The sequence below is a fragment of the Zobellella aerophila genome, assembly GCF_039539325.1.
In the GTDB taxonomy this organism is placed as follows: Bacteria; Pseudomonadota; Gammaproteobacteria; order Enterobacterales; family Aeromonadaceae; genus Oceanimonas; species Oceanimonas aerophila.
Window position 1 is genome coordinate 295,325 of the sequence record NZ_BAABCX010000002.1, and the last position, 16,901, is coordinate 312,225.

The window sequence follows — 16,901 nt, forward strand, 5'->3', positions numbered from 1 at the left end:
AATTTACCTCGTCTGAATGGCGTAGTGACGTTCCGCCCACTTGAGCATGGACGTGGACACAGTGGTAAACAGCAGAAAAATCACCGCCACCGCCATATAAAAGGTAAAGGGCAGCTGGGTGGCACCGGCAGCCAGCGAGGCCTTACGAACCATGTCATCGAGGCCGATAATAGACACCAATGCCGTGGTTTTCAGCAGCACCAGCCAGTTGTTACCCAGGCCGGGCAGGGCGTGACGCATCATCTGCGGAAACAGGATACGCCGGAATACCTGACCGGGACGCATGCCGTAAGCCCGGGCGGCTTCCAGCTCGCCTTTGTCGACCGCCAACATGGCACCGCGGAAGGTTTCCGTCATATAGGCACCGAAGATAAAACCTATGGTGATGATACCGGCCATAAAGGGGCTGATTTCTACATAATCGGGCAGGTAACTGACCCACTCATGCTCCGGGTTGCCGGCGCTGAACCAGCCATTGATGGTTTCATTCAGGGAATAGAGAGAATTGTTCAGCAACACCTGGCCGCCAAAGAAGATCAGCATCATCAGCACCAGGTCGGGGATCCCCCGGATAACCGTGGTGTAGCCGGTTGCTATCCCGCGGGCAAGCCGCGAAGAGGATAACTTGGCCAAGGCCCCCAACAATCCCAGGCTCACCGCCAAGGTCAGTGACAAGAGGGCAACCTCTATGGTCACTATCGCCCCTTCCAGTAGGGCACCTTCGTATCCTTTCAGATCTAGCATAACGACTTCCTATCATATCGGCCCCGATACGGGGCCGATAACCGCTGATTAACCGCCGTAAACGTCATATTCAAAGTACTTGCCGTTAACTTCCTGGTATTTGCCGTTTTCACGCAGCTCACCGATGGCCTTGTTCAGCATCTCTTTGAGATCTTTATCCTGTTTGCGCACGGCGATACCGAACCCTTCGCCAAACCACTGCTCGTCGGTCACCGAGGGGCCCACGAATTCGAAGGCATCGCCGCCTTCTTTATTGAGCAGGCCTTCCTCGATGGCGGTGGCATCGAGGAACACATAATCGATACGGCCCGACTTCAGATCCAGATAGGCTTCGTCGGCGTTACCGTAACGCACCAGGTTGACATCTTGGCCAAAGTTATCGGTCAGGTACTTGTCATGGGTGGTCGCTATCTGTACCCCCACCCGCTTGCCGGCCAGCCCTTCCTTGCTTAACTCCAGGGTAGTGCCCTTCTTTGCCGCAAACTTATTGGGCACCAGGGCGTAACGCTGGGTAAAGTCCACGGTCCGCTTGCGTTCTTCGGTGATCGACATCGCCGCGATGATGGCGTCATATTTACGGGCCAGCAGTGCCGGAATAATGCCATCCCAGTCTTGCGCCACCAATTCACATTTCACCTGCATCTGCCCACACAGGGCATTGGCCATATCTACGTCAAAGCCTTGCAACTGACCATTTTCATCTGTCCAGGAGAAAGGAGGGTAGGCGCCTTCAATACCAAAACGTACTGTCTTCCATTCTTTTGCCTGTACGGCACCGGCCGCCAGGCTGGCCATGATGGCACCCGCAACAAACCATTTCTTCATTCGCCTTACTCCTTGTGTGTTATATCCGTTTGGAACTTATGTTTAATAAACAGAGGAAATAAATTGCTTGAAACGCTCCGAGCTGGGATTGGCAAACACCTGCCTGGGATCACCCTGCTCTTCGACCAGTCCCTGATGCAGGAACATCACCTTGTTGGACACGTCCCGGGCAAAGCTCATTTCATGAGTCACCACCAGCATGGTACGCCCCTCCTCCGCCAAGCCGCGCATCACGCCCAACACTTCGCCCACCAGCTCAGGATCCAGGGCCGAGGTAGGCTCATCAAACAGCATCACCTCGGGGTCGACCGCCAGGGCACGGGCGATAGCCGCCCTTTGCTGCTGACCACCGGACAGATGGCCGGGATAGTATTCCCGCCGCTCATACAATCCCACCCTCTGCAGCAGGGCCTCGGCCTTCTCTATCGCCTGCTTTTTCGGCACCTTGAGTACGTGTACGGGTACCTCGATGACATTTTCCAAGATGGTCATATGAGACCACAAATTGAAACTCTGGAAGACCATCGCCAGTCGGGAACGGATGCGTTCAACCTGTCGCATGTTGGCAGGTTCACGTTCACCGCTGCGGTTGGTACGCATCTCGATCAGCTCGCCATGCAACCTGACTTCACCGGCCGATGGGGTTTCCAGCAGGTTGATACAGCGTAAAAAGGTGGATTTACCCGAACCGGAAGAACCGATGATGGAAATGACATCGCCTTTTTTCGCTTTTAAATCAATACCTTTAAGCACTTCCAGGGAGCCGTAGTGCTTATGCAGGCCCGATACTTCGAGGGCAGGTTCACTCATCCGTTAGACCTTTATTCCTGATGCCGACACACCGGCAATAATCTCATCCATGGTTAACAACTTGTTAACCGCTATCGAAAAATTACCATCTGCGCCGGCTAAAAACAACATAATATTCTTTATCTTGCGGCAACAGTCGGTTTTTTATACATAATTATTACCATAATTCAGTATAAAATTATGCAAAAATAGCGAATAAAACCGCACCGCCGGTATATTTAACCACTGCCAATGCCCGTCATGGGCTGGCTGCGATAACCTTGCGGTACTCACCCTGCCAATTTATGCACAGGACCCGTCGTTACCGGCTCCCCACGGCCATCGAGTCACCACATCGCCCGCGAATATTCGGCTTTTTTTTCCATATTGGCTCACGTATCCTGTGATAAATGGAATATCGTGGCCAAAAATCAAGCCACATCAATATATTGGAAGATAATCTCATGTATTCCGGTTTGCTGATCGTTCTCCTTCCCCTCGCCCTTGGCTACTGCATCCCATGCCGCTCCCAGTCCATCGTCCACTTTATCAATGTGGCCGTAGCCCGCATGGTGTATCTGATCCTGTTCCTGATGGGGATCAGCCTGGCCTTTGTCGACAACCTGAGCGACCACCTGGGCACCATTTTCTCTGTATCCTTGGTCTTCCTCGGTTGCATTACCCTCGCCAACCTGGCCGGCCTCTGGCTGCTGGATGCCCGGCACGGCCGGCTGAGCGGCGAACGGGGCCTGCCGCCCCTGAGCAAATGGACCCTGCTGCTGGACTCGGTCAAGCTCTGTGTGGTGATCCTGACGGGCATACTGGCAGGCCAGTTCCTGGATGAGGAATGGTTCGCGGTCGACACCCTGAGCGAATGGGCGCTGATGCTGCTGCTGCTGCTGATCGGTATTCAACTGCGTAATTCCGGCATGAAGCTGCGACAGATCCTGCTCAATCCCTGGGGGCTGGCGATCAGCCTGACGGTGATGACCAGCTCCTGGGTCGGTGGCCTGGCCGGTGCCTGGCTGTTAAACATGCCCCTCTCCCAGGGCCTCGCCTTTGCCTCCGGCAATGGCTGGTATTCCCTCTCGGGCATCCTGATCAGCGACCGTCTGGGTCCAGTACTGGGCAGCGCCGCCTTCCTCAACGATCTGGCCCGGGAGCTGGTCGCCATCCTGATCATCCCCACACTGATGCGCCGCCATCCGTCCTGCGCCATCGGCTATGGCGGAGCCACCGCCATGGACTTTACCCTGCCGGTACTGCAGCGCTCCGGTGGCGTGAGCGTGGTCCCGGTGGCCATCGTTTCCGGCTTTATCCTCAGCCTAGCGGGCCCTGTATTGATCCTGAGCTTTTTGTCTCTCACCGCCTGACCATCAGAATGTAATTTAATTACAACTTTATCGACCGGCCTCTATTCGGGGCCGGGCACTGGCATCCACTGCGATTAAATCGTGACAAGAATCACATCAACCAAGAGATTGAATATTAAAATCTTCAAAAAACGTGACAATGGTCACCCATAAAAAATGAAAATAAAACCAAATTCCGTGACCTGAATCACAAGTAAATCCGTTTTATTGAGTGAACGCAGTGTGAAGTAACAAAATCACCATCTAAAAATGTGACAGGCATCACCCATTAAGTTCGGGTAAACATCAAAAAAACAGATCTAAATCACATTAACCACCGCTCCCGCTACGTTTTGTTCCAGAAATGTTAGATTTCTTACGAGCTAAAAAACCGGGCGGGCATGCCGCCTACCGACAATGGAACTGACATCGCACTAGGCGGGGTTGTTTATGTTATCCCAGAACAGCAAAATCAAAATTCAGAATTTTGGACGCTTCCTGTCCAATATGGTGATGCCCAACATCGGCGCTTTTATCGCTTGGGGCTTTATCACCGCCCTCTTTATTCCGACCGGCTGGCTGCCAAACGAAACCCTTGCCACCATGGTCGGTCCCATGATCACCTATCTGCTGCCGCTGCTGATCGGTTATACCGGCGGTAAGCTGGTAGGCGGCGATCGGGGGGCCGTGGTCGGCGCCATCACCACCATGGGGGTGATAGTGGGTACCGACATTCCCATGTTTATGGGCGCCATGATCGTCGGCCCCGCCGGCGGCTGGGCCATCAAGCATTTCGACAAGGCCGTTGAAGGCAAGGTGAAAAGCGGCTTCGAGATGCTGGTCAACAACTTCTCCGCCGGCATCATCGGCATGCTCTGCGCCATCATCGCCTATCTGCTGATCGGTCCTTTCGTCAAGCTGATGTCCGCAGCCCTGGCCGCCGGCGTGGGCATGCTGGTGGACGCCGGCCTGCTGCCGCTGACCTCCATCTTCGTGGAGGTGGCCAAGATCCTGTTCCTCAATAACGCCATCAACCACGGCATCTTCACCCCGCTAGGGATCCAGCAGGCCAGTGAATTCGGCAAATCCATCTTCTTCCTGATCGAGGCCAACCCGGGTCCGGGTATGGGGGTACTGCTGGCCTATATGTTCTTCGGTCGCGGTAACGCCAAACAATCCGCCGCCGGCGCCTCCATCATCCACTTCTTCGGCGGCATTCACGAAATCTACTTCCCCTATGTGCTGATGAACCCCCGCCTGATCCTGGCGGTCATCGCCGGCGGCATGACAGGCGTCTTTACCCTGACTCTGTTCAACGCCGGCCTGCAGGCCCCCGCTTCTCCCGGCTCCATCTTCGCGGTTATGCTGATGACGCCGAAGGGCGCTCATATCGGGGTGTTGCTGGCGGTACTGGCCTCCATGTCGGTGTCCTTCGTGGTCGCTTCCCTGCTGCTGAAAACACAGCGCCAGGCAGAAACCGGCGACGATGAGCTGGAAGCGGCTTCCGCCCGTATGCAGGCGATGAAAGCCGAAAGCAAAGGGCAGCCGAACTCCGCCGCCATCACCAAGGATCCCGCCTCGGTACGCAAGATTATCGTCGCCTGCGATGCGGGTATGGGCTCCAGCGCCATGGCAGCGAGCATGCTATCCAAAAAGGTGGCCGCGGCAGGACTCGGTATCTCGGTTAGCAACCTGGCGATCAACAACCTGGACGACAGCGTCGATATCGTACTCACCCACAAGGATCTGACCGACCGGGCCCGTCGCCACGCGCCTCTGGCCGAGCATATCTCGCTCAACAACTTCCTCGACGGCTCCCTGTACGACAGCCTGGTCGCCCGTCTGAGCAAGGCCCGCGCACCGGCCGCCGCGAAACCTGTTCCGGCTGCCGCCCCCGCTGCGCCCGAAGCCACGGAGCAGGATGACAATGCCCCCTTCCGGCTGCGGGCAGACAATATCCACCTGGGACTGAGTGCCGCCAGCAAGGAAGACGCCATCCGCTTCGCCGGCGCACAACTGGTAAAAGGCGGCTATGTGGAGCCAGAGTACGTGGACGCCATGCTGGCCCGGGAACAGCTGACCTCCACCTACCTGGGAGAGTCCATCGCCGTTCCCCACGGCACAGTGGAAGCCAAGGATTCGGTGAAGAAGACCGGCATCATCGTCTGCCAGTACCCGCAGGGCGTGAAGTTCGGTGACGACGACGACGATATCGCCAAACTGGTGATCGCCATCGCCGCCCGCAATAACGAGCATCTCGACGTGATCGCCGCCATTACCGGCGCCCTCGACGACGATGACGCCATAGCGCGGCTGGTCTCCACCCAGAGCGTGGACGAGGTATTGAAGGTACTGAATCCGGCTTGAGCCTGAACGCCAACCATAAGAGGGCAAAGGGAGCGGTTCCGCCGACCGTCACATGCCATGGATGGTATGTACGAGCATACATGGATGTATTCACAGCGTGTCGACAGAGCCAGCCCTTTGACCGAGTACAAAATCTTGAACTCGTCAGTAACCCGGGACCCGCGGGCCCCCTTAAACAGGTGAACCAATGACAACCGCCATCCATTTCGGCGCCGGCAACATCGGCCGGGGCTTCATCGGAAAACTGCTGGCCGACTCCGGCATCGAGGTGACCTTTGCCGACGTCAACCAACAGCTGATCAACGAACTCCAAAACCGACACAGCTACCCGGTGCATATCGTCGGCAGCGAAGTCCGTACCGAGACCGTCACCGGCGTGAACGCCGTCGACGCCACCCGACCCGAACTGCTCGAACTGCTCGCCGATGCTGACCTCGTCACCACCGCCGTCGGCCCGACCGTGCTCACCCTTATCGCCAAGACGCTGGCCACCGGCCTGCAACTGCGCTTCGAGCGGCTCAACCACCAGCCGCTCAATATCGTCGCCTGCGAAAACCAGGTACGCGGCACCAGCTTCCTGAAAGCCGAAGTGCTCAAACATCTGCCCGGACAATACCAGGCCGAGCTCGAACGCTGTGTCGGCTTTGTCGACTCGGCGGTGGACCGCATCGTGCCCCCCTCCACCGATGCCTCGGATCCGCTGGCGGTGACGGTCGAGACCTTCAGCGAATGGATAGTGGACCAAACCCAGTTCAAGGGCGACATCCCCGATATAAAAGGCATGGAGCCGACAGACAACCTGATGGCCTTTGTCGAGCGAAAGCTGTTTACCCTCAATACCGGCCATATCATTACCGCCTACCTGGGCGCCCTGGCGGGCTACCGCACCATAGGCGAGGCCATCACAGACCCGGAAATCCGAGCCCAGGTGAAGGCGGCCATGCAGGAAAGCGGCGCCGTCCTGGTCAAGCGTTATGGTTTTGACCAGGATCAGCACCAGGCTTATATAGAGAAAATTCTCGGTCGCTTTGCCAACCCCTATCTGGTGGATGAAATCGACCGGGTAGGCCGCCAGCCGATCCGCAAGCTGGGCACCGATGACCGACTGGTCAAGCCGCTGCTGGGCACCCTGGAATATGGCATAGATAACACAAATCTGTTAAAAGGCATTGCGGCGGCGTTTTTTTATAAAAATGACGCCGATCCGCAAGCGGTAGAATTACAGCACATGCTGGCTCACCAAGGGCTGCGCGTGACCCTGGCCCACTATACCGGCCTGGACCCGGACAGTGCAGTTGCCGGCCAGATAGAGGAACTCTATCACCGGCTGAATCGCCATTTTGCATAATATGACAGCGGTGAGGCGTATTTCGCCTCACCTGACATTGCTTTCTGGGAGCATCTGGATGCAGGAACTGTAGTTCAGCTTAATTAATGTTTAGCAGTAAGAGCCAAAGTGCATGATAAACCATAAGCAAGAAGCCGAGATATTCGAACATCTGAACCGGGCACCCAGTGCCAGGGGGTTTATTATCGCCATGGTGGACGTGTTCGACAACATGCTCGACCAGCTGATACAGAAGGTATTCCGCAAGGACGATTACGCCGTCAAGTTTGCGGTCGAACCCCTGCTCGGCAGCATGGGGCCGTTGGCTGATTTAAACGTGCGCCTCAAGCTTATCTATGGCCTGGGTGTCATAGCCCAACCCCTGTATCAGGACATTGAGCAGTTGATCAAACTGCGCGACTTCCTCAACCGGCAGGGCAATGAATACCGCATGATTGACCCGGAAATCACAGAATCGCTTAAATCACTGCATATGGTCGCCAATATGGAGGTGCAGCCCTTCGCCATGCCTGCACCTGTGGCGGATCTGGATCCCAGCCTGTATCAGATGCAACTGGTCCGACAGGAGCAGGTAATCCGCTCGGCCCTGATCCTGGCCGTGGCCGACGCCTGTAATGAGATGATGCGAAGTAATCCCCTGCTTGCCGGCGGTTAAAGATAACCCCCTCCTTTCCGGCATGAAACTGCGACAATCCAGCTTAAGCCATGAAAGTTGGCGATCAGCCTGACAAGGATGGCCATCGTTTTCGGCCTGGCGGGCCCCGTGTTAATCCTGAGTTTTTGTCGCTGGCGCCGTAGGGGATACGCATAAAAAATCACGCCCTTATCTTCGTTTGCCCCTTGCACCTTTGCGCTCAATCAGTATTGTGAGGTAAGCAATTCGTTTACTCACTTCCAAAGGAAGGCACTTAATTATGAAAAAAGTAGGTCTGGTCGGCTGGCGCGGTATGGTTGGCTCGGTATTAATGAGCCGCATGGTAGAAGAAGGGGATTTCGCCCGTATCGATCCGGTGTTTTTCACCACATCCCAGGCTGGCCAACCTGCCCCTGACTTCGGCAAAGACGCCGGCACCCTGCAAAATGCCTATGATATCGACGCCCTCAAGGCGCTGGATGTGGTATTGACCTGCCAGGGTGGCGATTACACCAAGGAAGTCTACCCCAAGCTGCGTGCCAGCGGCTGGAACGGCTACTGGATCGACGCCGCCTCTGCCCTGCGCATGGACGACGAGGCCCTGATCGTGCTGGATCCGGTCAACGGCAAGCAGATCCAGCAGGCGCTGGACAAGGGCGCCAAGACCTTTGTCGGCGGCAACTGCACCGTGAGCCTGATGCTGATGGCCCTGGGCGGACTGTTTGAACAGGATCTGGTCGAGTGGGTGGCGGTGTCCACCTACCAGGCGGCCTCCGGCGGCGGCGCCCGCCATATGCGCGAACTGGTAACCCAGATGGGCATGCTGCGCGACGAAGTGGCCGCCGAGCTGGCCGATCCCTCCTCCGCCATCCTCGAGCTGGAACGCAAGGTCACCGAAAAAACCCGCAGCGGCGAGCTGCCGGTCGACAACTTCGGTGTGCCCCTGGCCGGCAGCCTGATCCCCTGGATCGACTCCCAGCTGGAAAACGGCCAGAGCCGTGAAGAGTGGAAAGGCCAGGCCGAAACCAACAAGATCCTCGGCATCGAGCAGGCCATCCCGGTTGACGGCCTGTGCGTACGTATCGGCGCCCTGCGCTGCCACAGCCAATCCTTCACCATCAAGCTGAAGAAAGATCTGCCGATCGCCGACATCGAGCAACTGCTGGCCAGCCACAACGACTGGGTCAAGGTGATCCCCAACGACCGCCAGCTGTCGATGGAAGAGCTGACCCCGGCCGCCGTCACCGGCACCCTCACTGTGCCGGTCGGCCGCCTGCGCAAACTGAACATGGGCCCCGAGTACCTGTCTGCCTTTACCGTCGGCGACCAGCTGCTGTGGGGTGCCGCCGAGCCCCTGCGCCGCATGCTGCACCTGCTGCCGTAAGCGTCATACTGCTTATGATGTCAAAAGCCCGCCGCCTGGCGGGCTTTTTCGTAGTGGCCGGTAAAACGGCTACTGCTGATTTAGCTGACATCAGACAAAGGGCCCTCTCCGCCGACCCGCTCAAGCACCTCCCTGTGACGCTCAGCACATGACATCCATGTCAGGTGATGGTCGGTGGAGCAGATCCCTTTGTCCTCCGTGATGCTCCGGCGTTGCCTGTTGACGCCGTCTGCGGGCACTCGGTTCTCAAGAAGAGTCATGATGTCACTTGTTCAATTTCTGTGCTCGGGTTAGGATCGCCCCCCTTTTTGCCGATCACGCCCAAGGAACGCCATGAAAACTTTTATTCCCAGCAAAGACGCCGCGCTAGAGGATTCAATCAGCTACTTTCAGCAGCAACTGAGCACCTTGGGCTTTAACATCGAAGAAGCCTCCTGGCTCAACCCCGTGCCCAATGTATGGTCTGTGCATATCCGTGACCAAGACTGCCCGCTGTGCTTTACCAACGGCAAGGGGGCAAGTAAAAAAGCCGCCCTGGCCTCGGCCCTGGGCGAATACTTCGAGCGGCTGGCCACCAACTATTTCTTCGCCGACTTCTACCTAGGACAGGACATGGCCCAAGGTGACTTCGTGCACTACCCCAACGAAAAGTGGTTCCCGCTGACCCAGGACAACAGCCTGCCCGCCGGCATGCTCGACGACTATACCCGCGGCTTTTACGATCCCGACGGCGAACTCACCGCCGATATGCTGATCGACCTGCAATCAGGCAATGCCGAGCGCGGCATCTGTGCCCTGCCCTTCGCGCGTCAGGACAACGGCCAGACCGTCTATATCCCGATGAACATAGTGGGCAACCTCTATGTGTCCAACGGCATGAGCGCCGGCAACACCCGTACCGAAGCCCGCACCCAGGGGCTGTCGGAGGTGTTCGAGCGTCATATCAAGAACCGCATCATCAGTGAGCGCATCAGCCTGCCGGCCATTCCCGCCGAGGTGATGGCCCGCTACCCGCATATCCAGGAATCGATCGCGGCGCTGGAAACGGAAGGTTTCCCCATCTACGCCTTCGATGCCTCCTTGGGCGGCGAATACCCGGTGATCTGCGTGGTGTTGTTCAACCCGGCCAACGGCACCTGTTTCGCCTCATTCGGCGCACACCCGCGCTTTGAAGTGGCCCTGGAACGCACCGTCACCGAACTGCTGCAGGGTCGCAGCCTGAAAGATCTGGACGTGTTCGTGCCGCCTTCCTTCGAAGACGACGAAGTGGCCGATCACCACAACCTGGAAACCCACTTCATCGACTCGTCGGGTCTGATCAGCTGGGACATGTTCAAGGAACAGGCCGACTATGAGTTCGCCGACTGGGACTTCAGCGGCAGCTCGGAGCAGGAATTCAGCCACCTGATGGCCATCTTCAACCGACTGCAGCAGCCGGTGTATATCGCCGACTACGAGCACCTGGGCGTCTATGCCTGCCGCATCCTGGTACCCGGCATGTCCGATATCTACCCGGTGGAAGACATGCTGCTGGCCAACAACAACATGGGCGCCCACCTGCGTGCCACCATCCTCAGCCTGCCCGGCTCGGATGCCGACGGCGAACAGCTGATGGGCTTCTATGAGCGGCTGGAAGAAGAAGGCCTAGACGACTTTACCCGGGTGCGGGAATTGATCGGCATTGCCCCCAACAAGGGCACCGCCTGGCACACACTGCGGGTGGGCGAGCTGAAAGGCATGCTGGCGCTGGCCGCCGGCGAGCTGGAAACGGCCCTGGATTATGTCGACTGGACCCTGAGTTTCAACGCCTCAGTGTTCAGCGAAGCCCGCCACAACTATTATCGCTGCCTGAAAGCCAGCCTGGAACTGCATCTGGATGACAGCCGGCAGCCGGCCCAGTTCCGCGCCGCCTTCGAGCACATGTTCGGCATCGACACCGTCGACCAGGCCTGGCAGCAGATCGCCGGTTCGGCCCGTTTCCACGGTCTGACCGTCGCCGACGAAAGCCTGCGGGATTTTGCCGCCCACCAGGCACTGCTGGCCACCTATGAAAAACTGCAGCAGGCCAAGCGAGCCGCTCAATGGTAAATGAAGTGACTGGTGACTGGTGACTGGTGACTGGTGACTGGTGACTGGCATGGTTACCCGACATTGCCCAAAAACAAGACCCCGGCCAGGCCGGGGTCTTTCTTTTCCAGTCCCTGCTCCCTATTCCCCAGCTTCTGCCATCAAGACTTCTTCTCTTGCAGCATCTGCTGCAGGCTGGCGGTGTCGATAGCACCGGGGATCAGGGTGCCGTCCGGGAACACCAACGCCGGGGTGCCGTTCAACCCCAGGCTGCGAAACAAGGCCATATTCTGGTTGAGTTTGTTGGTAATGTCCTTGCTGTCGGCCCGGGCCTGCAGGGTTTCCACCTCGAGACCGGCCTTGTCGGCAATGCTCTCCAGGGCACCGGCCTGCACCCGCTGCTGGCTCATCATCGCCTGATGCAGTTCTTCATACAGTTTGGGAGACTCTTGGGCGGCAGCCAGTGCCAGGCGGGCGGCCTTCACCGAATCCGGCCCCAGTATGCCGACGTCCTTGACGATTACCTTCAGTTCCGGCTCGGTTTTCAGCACCTCCAGCAAGGTGGTGTTCAGGCGCCGGCAATAAGGGCAGTTATAATCGGTGAAATACACCATTTCAATGCTTCCCGCCGGGTTGCCCATAATGCCGTCCGTCTTGTTGGCAAACAGCAGTTTGGACTGCTCCCGAACCTGGGCCTCGAACTGCTTTTGCTGGACCAGCCGATCATTCTCTTCCAGCTTGATGATGGCTTCACGCAGTATTTCTGGCTGCTCAAGCAAGGTTTCCCTGACCAGCTTCTGAAACTCCTCCCGGCTCATCTCGGCCTGGGTCGCCGGTACAACGGACAACATCAGCAGGGGAGTCAGGGATAACAGCAGTCGTTTTTTCATAGGGTTCTCGCTTTCGTTAAGTTTCGATATCAGTTAAGAGACAGGCTCAGCAGCAAAAAGTGCTCACCCAGGTTACTTATTCAGGTAGTCCCGATCGAAAAAGGTACAAACCCACTGGGGCCGGAACACGACCAGCAGGGTCAGCGCCATGCCGTTGAGCAAGGCTTCGGGAAACAGTAACAAGGGTACTATGCCCAGATAATTGTCGACCACCATATTCCAGCTGTAGACACCGGCACCGGCCATATAAACGGCAAAGGCAACGCTTTTAACGGCAATCGCCAGCGCCCCATTTAAAAAGCCGGCGACAAAAATATACACAAACAGATGGCGGGCTAAGTAGCTGTAGCTCAGTAAAAAGACAAAATAGCTGGTGGAAATAGGCAAAATCACCCCCAACAGCAGATTCATTCCAAATTGTAACCAGCTATCGAAACCAAACAGGGTTACCAGCAACAGGCTGAGCAGCGCCACAAACTGGCTCATGCGCCAGCCCAGCATCAGGGCGAGCGTCGTCAACCCCAGAAAGTGAAACTCCAGCCCCTCCCCGATACCGGCCTGCATCATCCACAGCGGCACCAGGGCGATGGCACTGCCGAAGCACAGGTGCTGGTAAGACTTGTCGCTTAACAACCGGGACCAGGCCGCTCCCCGGCCGGCCAACGCCAGGATAGCTAGATTCAACAACCACAGGATCAATGCGGGCTCCTTCCGTACGCCACTACCCTTCCCCTCAATCAGACTACAAGCCCTAGACCACCGGCGCGAGCGCTTTATCATGGTGTAGCTGCCGCCGGCAAAGAAATGTCCGATTTTTCAGACACGCCACCGCCAGCATTCTGAAATATCAGAAACTCCACCCTGATAACAAAATAAATTCTCATATACATCATTGAGTTAAATAAAAACAACACACCATTAACCCTTGGCATTTAAAGTGCATAGTTATAGCCGCACTACACACAACCAAGGAATCATACCAATGAAGGTACTCAAACAATATTTGCTCGGCGCCACCCTGGCCCTGTCGGTCACCACTGTCCAGGCCAGCGAATTTATCAATGTACTCACCGGCGGCACCAGTGGCGTTTACTACCCGCTCGGCGTGGCTATCTCACAGCTCTATGGCGAGCATATTCCCGACGCCAAGGTGCAGGTACAGGCCACCCGCGCTTCGGTCGAAAACCTTAACCTGCTGGAAAAAGGACGGGGCGAAATCGGTTTTGCCCTGGCCGACAGCGTCGCCGATGCCTGGAATGGTGAAGAAGAAGCTGGCTTCAAGGTACCGCTGAAAAAACTCAGGGCGGTCGGCTCCACCTATTCCAACTACATTCAGATCGTGGCCCGGGCCGACAGCGGCATTAAAACCCTGGAGGATCTGAAAGGCAAACGCATTTCGGTGGGGGCTCCCCGCTCGGGTACCGAGCTCAATGCCCGCGCCATCTTCAAGGCCGCCGGCCTAAGCTATGATGATTTCTCGCGCACCGAATACCTGCCCTTCGGCGAGTCGGTGGAGCTGATGAAAAACCGTCAGCTGGACGCGACCCTGCAGTCCGCCGGCCTGGGGATGGCCGCCTTCCGTGATCTGGCATCCCATGCGCCCGTGATCTTTATCCCGATCCCCGCCGAACTGGTGGCCAAAATCGGTAACGATGCCTACCGCGCCAGCCAGATCCCGGCCGGCACCTATACCGGCCAGGATGAAGACGTCGCCACCGTCGCCATCAGCAACCTGCTGATCACCCATGCCAAGGTGAGCGACGAGGTCGCCTACGAGATGGCCAAACAGGTCTATGAAAACCTGCCGGCACTACGCAACGCCCACAATGCCGCCAACGGCATAGATCCTGAACAGGCCCTCGAGGGGCTGCCCCTGCCGCTGCACCCCGGTGCCGAACGCTACTTCAAGGAAAAAGGCCTGATGAACTAACACCAGGCTGACAGGATGTGGGAGCCATGGCCTCCAGATAATATCGCGGCGAGGCCGCCGCTCCCACACAGATTGCCCGCCGATGCGGGAGCTACCTGAATCATGATAAAGCCTATGCTTTATCATCGGATAAAAGCAGCCGGCCGATCAGCGGCGCAGGCTGAGGAGAGATGATGAGCAATGCCAACCCCCGGCCTCACACGCTTGTTTTTTACGGCGCCCTGGCCTTTTCCATCTTCCAGATCATTACCGCCGCCTTCAGCCCCCTGTCCACCACCGTGGTCCGGGCCGTTCACGTCGGTTTCCTGCTGTTCTTGGTCTACCAGCTTTACGGTGCCCGCGGCCAGTCCCTGCCCCGGCCTTCCGTCTGGGGCATGCTGCTGGGCGCCATCGCCCTGCTGTTTGCCTTCTACCACTGGTGGTTTGAAGCCGAGCTGATTTACCGTGCCGGGGAGATGAACCAGGCTGACTGGCTGATCGGCGGCGTTACCCTGGTGATGGTGTTCGATGCCGCCCGCCGCCTGATGGGTTGGGCCCTGCCGTTGATCTGCCTAGCCTTTGTTGCCTACGCCCTGGGCGGGCAGCACCTGCCCGAGGCGCTGATGCACAGGGGCTATGGCCTGGACCAGGTGGTCTCCCAGCTGGCGTTCAGCACCGAAGGTATCTACGGTACCCCGACCTATGTCTCATCCAGCTATATCTTCCTGTTTATCCTGTTCGGCGCCTTCCTCGAACAGGCCGGCATGCTCAAGCTGTTCAACGATGTCGCCATCGGCTCCGTCGGCCATACCCGCGGCGGTCCCGCCAAGGTATCCGTACTGTCTTCCGGCATGATGGGCACCATCAACGGCTCGGGGGTGGCCAACGTGGTCAGCACCGGCCAGTTCACCATTCCGCTGATGAAAAAGTTCGGCTACAGGGCCGACTTCGCCGGTGCGGTGGAAGCCACCAGTTCGATGGGCGGCCAGATCATGCCGCCGGTGATGGGCGCCGTGGCCTTTATCATGGCCGAAACCATCAATGTGCCTTATGTGGACATCACCAAAGCCGCGCTGATCCCGGCCATCCTGTATTTCTTTACCGTATTTCTGATGGTCCACCTGGAAGCCGGTCGTGCCGGCCTCAATGGCCTGCCCAAGGCCGAGTGCCCCAACCCGCTGGCCGCCCTCAAACAACGCTGGTATCTGCTGCTGCCGCTGGTGGCCCTGGTAGTCATGCTGTTTTCCGGCTTTACCCCGCTGTTCGCCGGCATGATGGGGCTGGCCCTGACTACAGTGCTGATCATGGCCAATGGCGTGGCCAAGCACCTGGGCGCCAAGGGTCTGCGCTACGGCTTCTGGATTGCCCTGGGTCTGGCCTGTGCCACCTTCAACCATTTTGGCATTACCGCCATCTTTGTGGTGGTGGCCATACTCACCGTGCTGCTGCTGATAAAGCGTGAACAGAATATCCTGAACACCGTGGTCAATGCCCTCTATCAGGGTGCCCTGCACGCCCTGCCGGTGGGCGTGGCCTGTGCCCTGGTGGGCATCATTATCGGGGTGATCTCCCTGACCGGTGCCGCCACCATCGTTGCCGGCTATATTATCCAGCTGGGTGAGCACAGCCTGCTGCTGTCGCTGGTGCTGACCATGTTTACCTGCCTGGTGCTGGGCATGGGCATACCCACCATCCCCAACTACATCATCACCAGCTCCATTGCCGCCCCGGCCCTGCTGGAGCTGGGTGTGCCGCTGATCGTTTCCCATATGTTCGTGTTCTACTTCGGCATCATGGCCGATCTGACGCCACCGGTGGCGCTGGCCGCCTTCGCCGCCTCGCCCATCGCCAAGGCATCCGGCCTGAAAATCGGCATTCGCTCGCTGCAAATCGCCATCGCCGGCTTTATCGTGCCCTATATGGCGGTGTATACCCCGGAACTGATGTTACAGGGAGATGCCGGCCTGGCGCCGACCCTGTTCGTTATCATGAAAGCCTTGCTGGCGGTGTCCCTGTGGGGCATGGGTGCCATCGGATACTGGCTGAGCCCGCAGGCCTGGTGGGAGCGTCTGCTGATGATCGCCGCCGCCGCCCTGCTGGTGTTCTCGCTGCCGATGACGGATGAGCTGGGCCTGAGCCTGTCCGCCCTGTTGCTGGGCCGCCACTGGCTGCAGCACAGACGCCGGCAACGGATGGCGACCGCCTGAATGTTGTGTCTCGCGACCACGGCGACCAAGGTGATGCTGGTGACGGCCAGCTTCACCCTAAGCTGGATACATTCAGTCGAAAAAATACAGTGGCGGGAGCATTACCAACTGGACGGCCATGAACTGTTGCTCACCGAAGCCCGGGTACAAGGCTCGGGGGCCGGTATGGAGCCCCCCCCCGAGGCCCGATTGCATCAGGGGGTCTGGTATTGGCAGCCCGATATCCGCCTGCCGCAAATCTCCCTTGCCGACTCTGAATTTACCGCCGATTATACCCTGTGTCTGGACTCGGACCTGTGCCGGCCCCTCAGCCATTGGGTGCCGGCCGGACAAGGGGTCAGCCTCAGCGCCTGTACCACCACGGAGGTCAACTGAACATCAAAGT

At 57.8% G+C, this 16,901-nt stretch carries 14 protein-coding genes; 9 read left to right on the forward strand and 5 right to left on the reverse strand.

The window, feature by feature from the left end:
- Positions 1-3: 3 nt before the first annotated feature.
- From ABD806_RS09045 to ABD806_RS09055, 3 genes are read right to left on the reverse strand one after another with little or no spacing between them, the layout of a single operon-like run.
- Positions 4-744 carry an ABC transporter permease gene (locus ABD806_RS09045; protein WP_344957074.1) on the reverse strand — a complete coding sequence of 247 codons (741 nt, stop codon included), beginning with the start codon at positions 742-744 and terminating at the stop codon, positions 4-6.
- 48 nt (positions 745-792) lie between these two features.
- Positions 793-1,569 (reverse strand): ABC transporter substrate-binding protein, encoded by a 777-nt coding sequence (locus ABD806_RS09050; protein WP_344957076.1) that lies wholly within the window; start codon positions 1,567-1,569, stop codon positions 793-795.
- Positions 1,570-1,611: 42 nt separating this feature from the next.
- Positions 1,612-2,379, reverse strand: a complete 768-nt coding sequence (locus tag ABD806_RS09055; protein WP_344957079.1) for an ABC transporter ATP-binding protein — start codon at positions 2,377-2,379, stop codon at positions 1,612-1,614.
- A gap of 443 nt (positions 2,380-2,822) precedes the next feature.
- Between ABD806_RS09055 and ABD806_RS09060 the strand changes: the two genes are divergently transcribed.
- The 6 genes from ABD806_RS09060 (at position 2,823) to ycaO (ending at position 11,531) form a co-directional block, all read left to right on the forward strand.
- Entirely contained in the window at positions 2,823-3,731 is a 909-nt protein-coding gene (locus ABD806_RS09060) for a LysO family transporter (protein ID WP_344957081.1), read from the forward strand.
- A gap of 429 nt (positions 3,732-4,160) precedes the next feature.
- Entirely contained in the window at positions 4,161-6,077 is a 1,917-nt protein-coding gene (locus tag ABD806_RS09065; RefSeq protein WP_344957083.1) for a PTS mannitol transporter subunit IICBA, read from the forward strand.
- Positions 6,078-6,264: 187 nt separating this feature from the next.
- Positions 6,265-7,425 carry a mannitol-1-phosphate 5-dehydrogenase gene (locus ABD806_RS09070; protein ID WP_344957085.1) on the forward strand — a complete coding sequence of 387 codons (1,161 nt, stop codon included), beginning with the start codon at positions 6,265-6,267 and terminating at the stop codon, positions 7,423-7,425.
- A 112-nt stretch (positions 7,426-7,537) separates the two neighbouring features.
- Complete coding sequence (locus ABD806_RS09075) at positions 7,538-8,080, forward strand: MltR family transcriptional regulator (RefSeq protein WP_344957087.1); 543 nt, start codon at positions 7,538-7,540, stop codon at positions 8,078-8,080.
- A gap of 259 nt (positions 8,081-8,339) precedes the next feature.
- The gene (asd, locus tag ABD806_RS09080) at positions 8,340-9,443 is read left to right on the forward strand and encodes an aspartate-semialdehyde dehydrogenase (RefSeq protein ID WP_344957090.1); all 1,104 of its coding nucleotides are present in this window, start codon (positions 8,340-8,342) and stop codon (positions 9,441-9,443) included.
- A gap of 333 nt (positions 9,444-9,776) precedes the next feature.
- A complete protein-coding gene (gene ycaO / locus ABD806_RS09085) occupies positions 9,777-11,531 on the forward strand; it encodes a 30S ribosomal protein S12 methylthiotransferase accessory factor YcaO (RefSeq protein WP_344957092.1) in 1,755 nt (584 codons plus the stop codon).
- A gap of 140 nt (positions 11,532-11,671) precedes the next feature.
- Here the strand turns inward: ycaO and ABD806_RS09090 are convergent, their stop codons facing one another.
- Entirely contained in the window at positions 11,672-12,400 is a 729-nt protein-coding gene (locus ABD806_RS09090; RefSeq protein WP_344957094.1) for a DsbA family protein, read from the reverse strand.
- Between the two features lie 72 nt (positions 12,401-12,472).
- Positions 12,473-13,099 carry an energy-coupling factor ABC transporter permease gene (locus tag ABD806_RS09095; protein WP_344957096.1) on the reverse strand — a complete coding sequence of 209 codons (627 nt, stop codon included), beginning with the start codon at positions 13,097-13,099 and terminating at the stop codon, positions 12,473-12,475.
- A gap of 283 nt (positions 13,100-13,382) precedes the next feature.
- Here ABD806_RS09095 and ABD806_RS09100 point away from each other — a divergent pair, with 283 nt between their 5' ends.
- The 3 genes from ABD806_RS09100 to ABD806_RS09110 all read left to right on the forward strand — a co-directional run bounded on the left by ABD806_RS09100 (position 13,383) and on the right by ABD806_RS09110 (position 16,891).
- Positions 13,383-14,330, forward strand: a complete 948-nt coding sequence (locus ABD806_RS09100; protein WP_344957098.1) for a TAXI family TRAP transporter solute-binding subunit — start codon at positions 13,383-13,385, stop codon at positions 14,328-14,330.
- Between the two features lie 173 nt (positions 14,331-14,503).
- Positions 14,504-16,516 (forward strand): TRAP transporter permease, encoded by a 2,013-nt coding sequence (locus ABD806_RS09105; protein WP_344957101.1) that lies wholly within the window; start codon positions 14,504-14,506, stop codon positions 16,514-16,516.
- On the forward strand, positions 16,517-16,891 hold the full coding sequence (locus ABD806_RS09110; RefSeq protein ID WP_344957103.1) for a DUF1850 domain-containing protein: 375 nt from the start codon (positions 16,517-16,519) through the stop codon (positions 16,889-16,891).
- Positions 16,892-16,901 lie beyond the last annotated feature (10 nt).

Bases quoted from the DNA above. Each gene is read 5' to 3' on its own strand.
- ABD806_RS09110 (WP_344957103.1), top strand. From the start codon at position 16,517: ATGTTGTGTCTCGCGACCACGGCGACCAAGGTGATGCTGGTGACGGCC.
- asd (WP_344957090.1), top strand. From the start codon at position 8,340: ATGAAAAAAGTAGGTCTGGTCGGCTGGCGCGGTATGGTTGGCTCGGTA.
- ABD806_RS09070 (WP_344957085.1), top strand. From the start codon at position 6,265: ATGACAACCGCCATCCATTTCGGCGCCGGCAACATCGGCCGGGGCTTC.
- ycaO (WP_344957092.1), top strand. From the start codon at position 9,777: ATGAAAACTTTTATTCCCAGCAAAGACGCCGCGCTAGAGGATTCAATC.
- ABD806_RS09045 (WP_344957074.1), bottom strand. From the start codon at position 744: ATGCTAGATCTGAAAGGATACGAAGGTGCCCTACTGGAAGGGGCGATA.
- ABD806_RS09055 (WP_344957079.1), bottom strand. From the start codon at position 2,379: ATGAGTGAACCTGCCCTCGAAGTATCGGGCCTGCATAAGCACTACGGC.
- ABD806_RS09105 (WP_344957101.1), top strand. From the start codon at position 14,504: ATGAGCAATGCCAACCCCCGGCCTCACACGCTTGTTTTTTACGGCGCC.
- ABD806_RS09100 (WP_344957098.1), top strand. From the start codon at position 13,383: ATGAAGGTACTCAAACAATATTTGCTCGGCGCCACCCTGGCCCTGTCG.
- ABD806_RS09090 (WP_344957094.1), bottom strand. From the start codon at position 12,400: ATGAAAAAACGACTGCTGTTATCCCTGACTCCCCTGCTGATGTTGTCC.
- ABD806_RS09060 (WP_344957081.1), top strand. From the start codon at position 2,823: ATGTATTCCGGTTTGCTGATCGTTCTCCTTCCCCTCGCCCTTGGCTAC.
- ABD806_RS09050 (WP_344957076.1), bottom strand. From the start codon at position 1,569: ATGAAGAAATGGTTTGTTGCGGGTGCCATCATGGCCAGCCTGGCGGCC.
- ABD806_RS09065 (WP_344957083.1), top strand. From the start codon at position 4,161: ATGTTATCCCAGAACAGCAAAATCAAAATTCAGAATTTTGGACGCTTC.
- ABD806_RS09075 (WP_344957087.1), top strand. From the start codon at position 7,538: ATGATAAACCATAAGCAAGAAGCCGAGATATTCGAACATCTGAACCGG.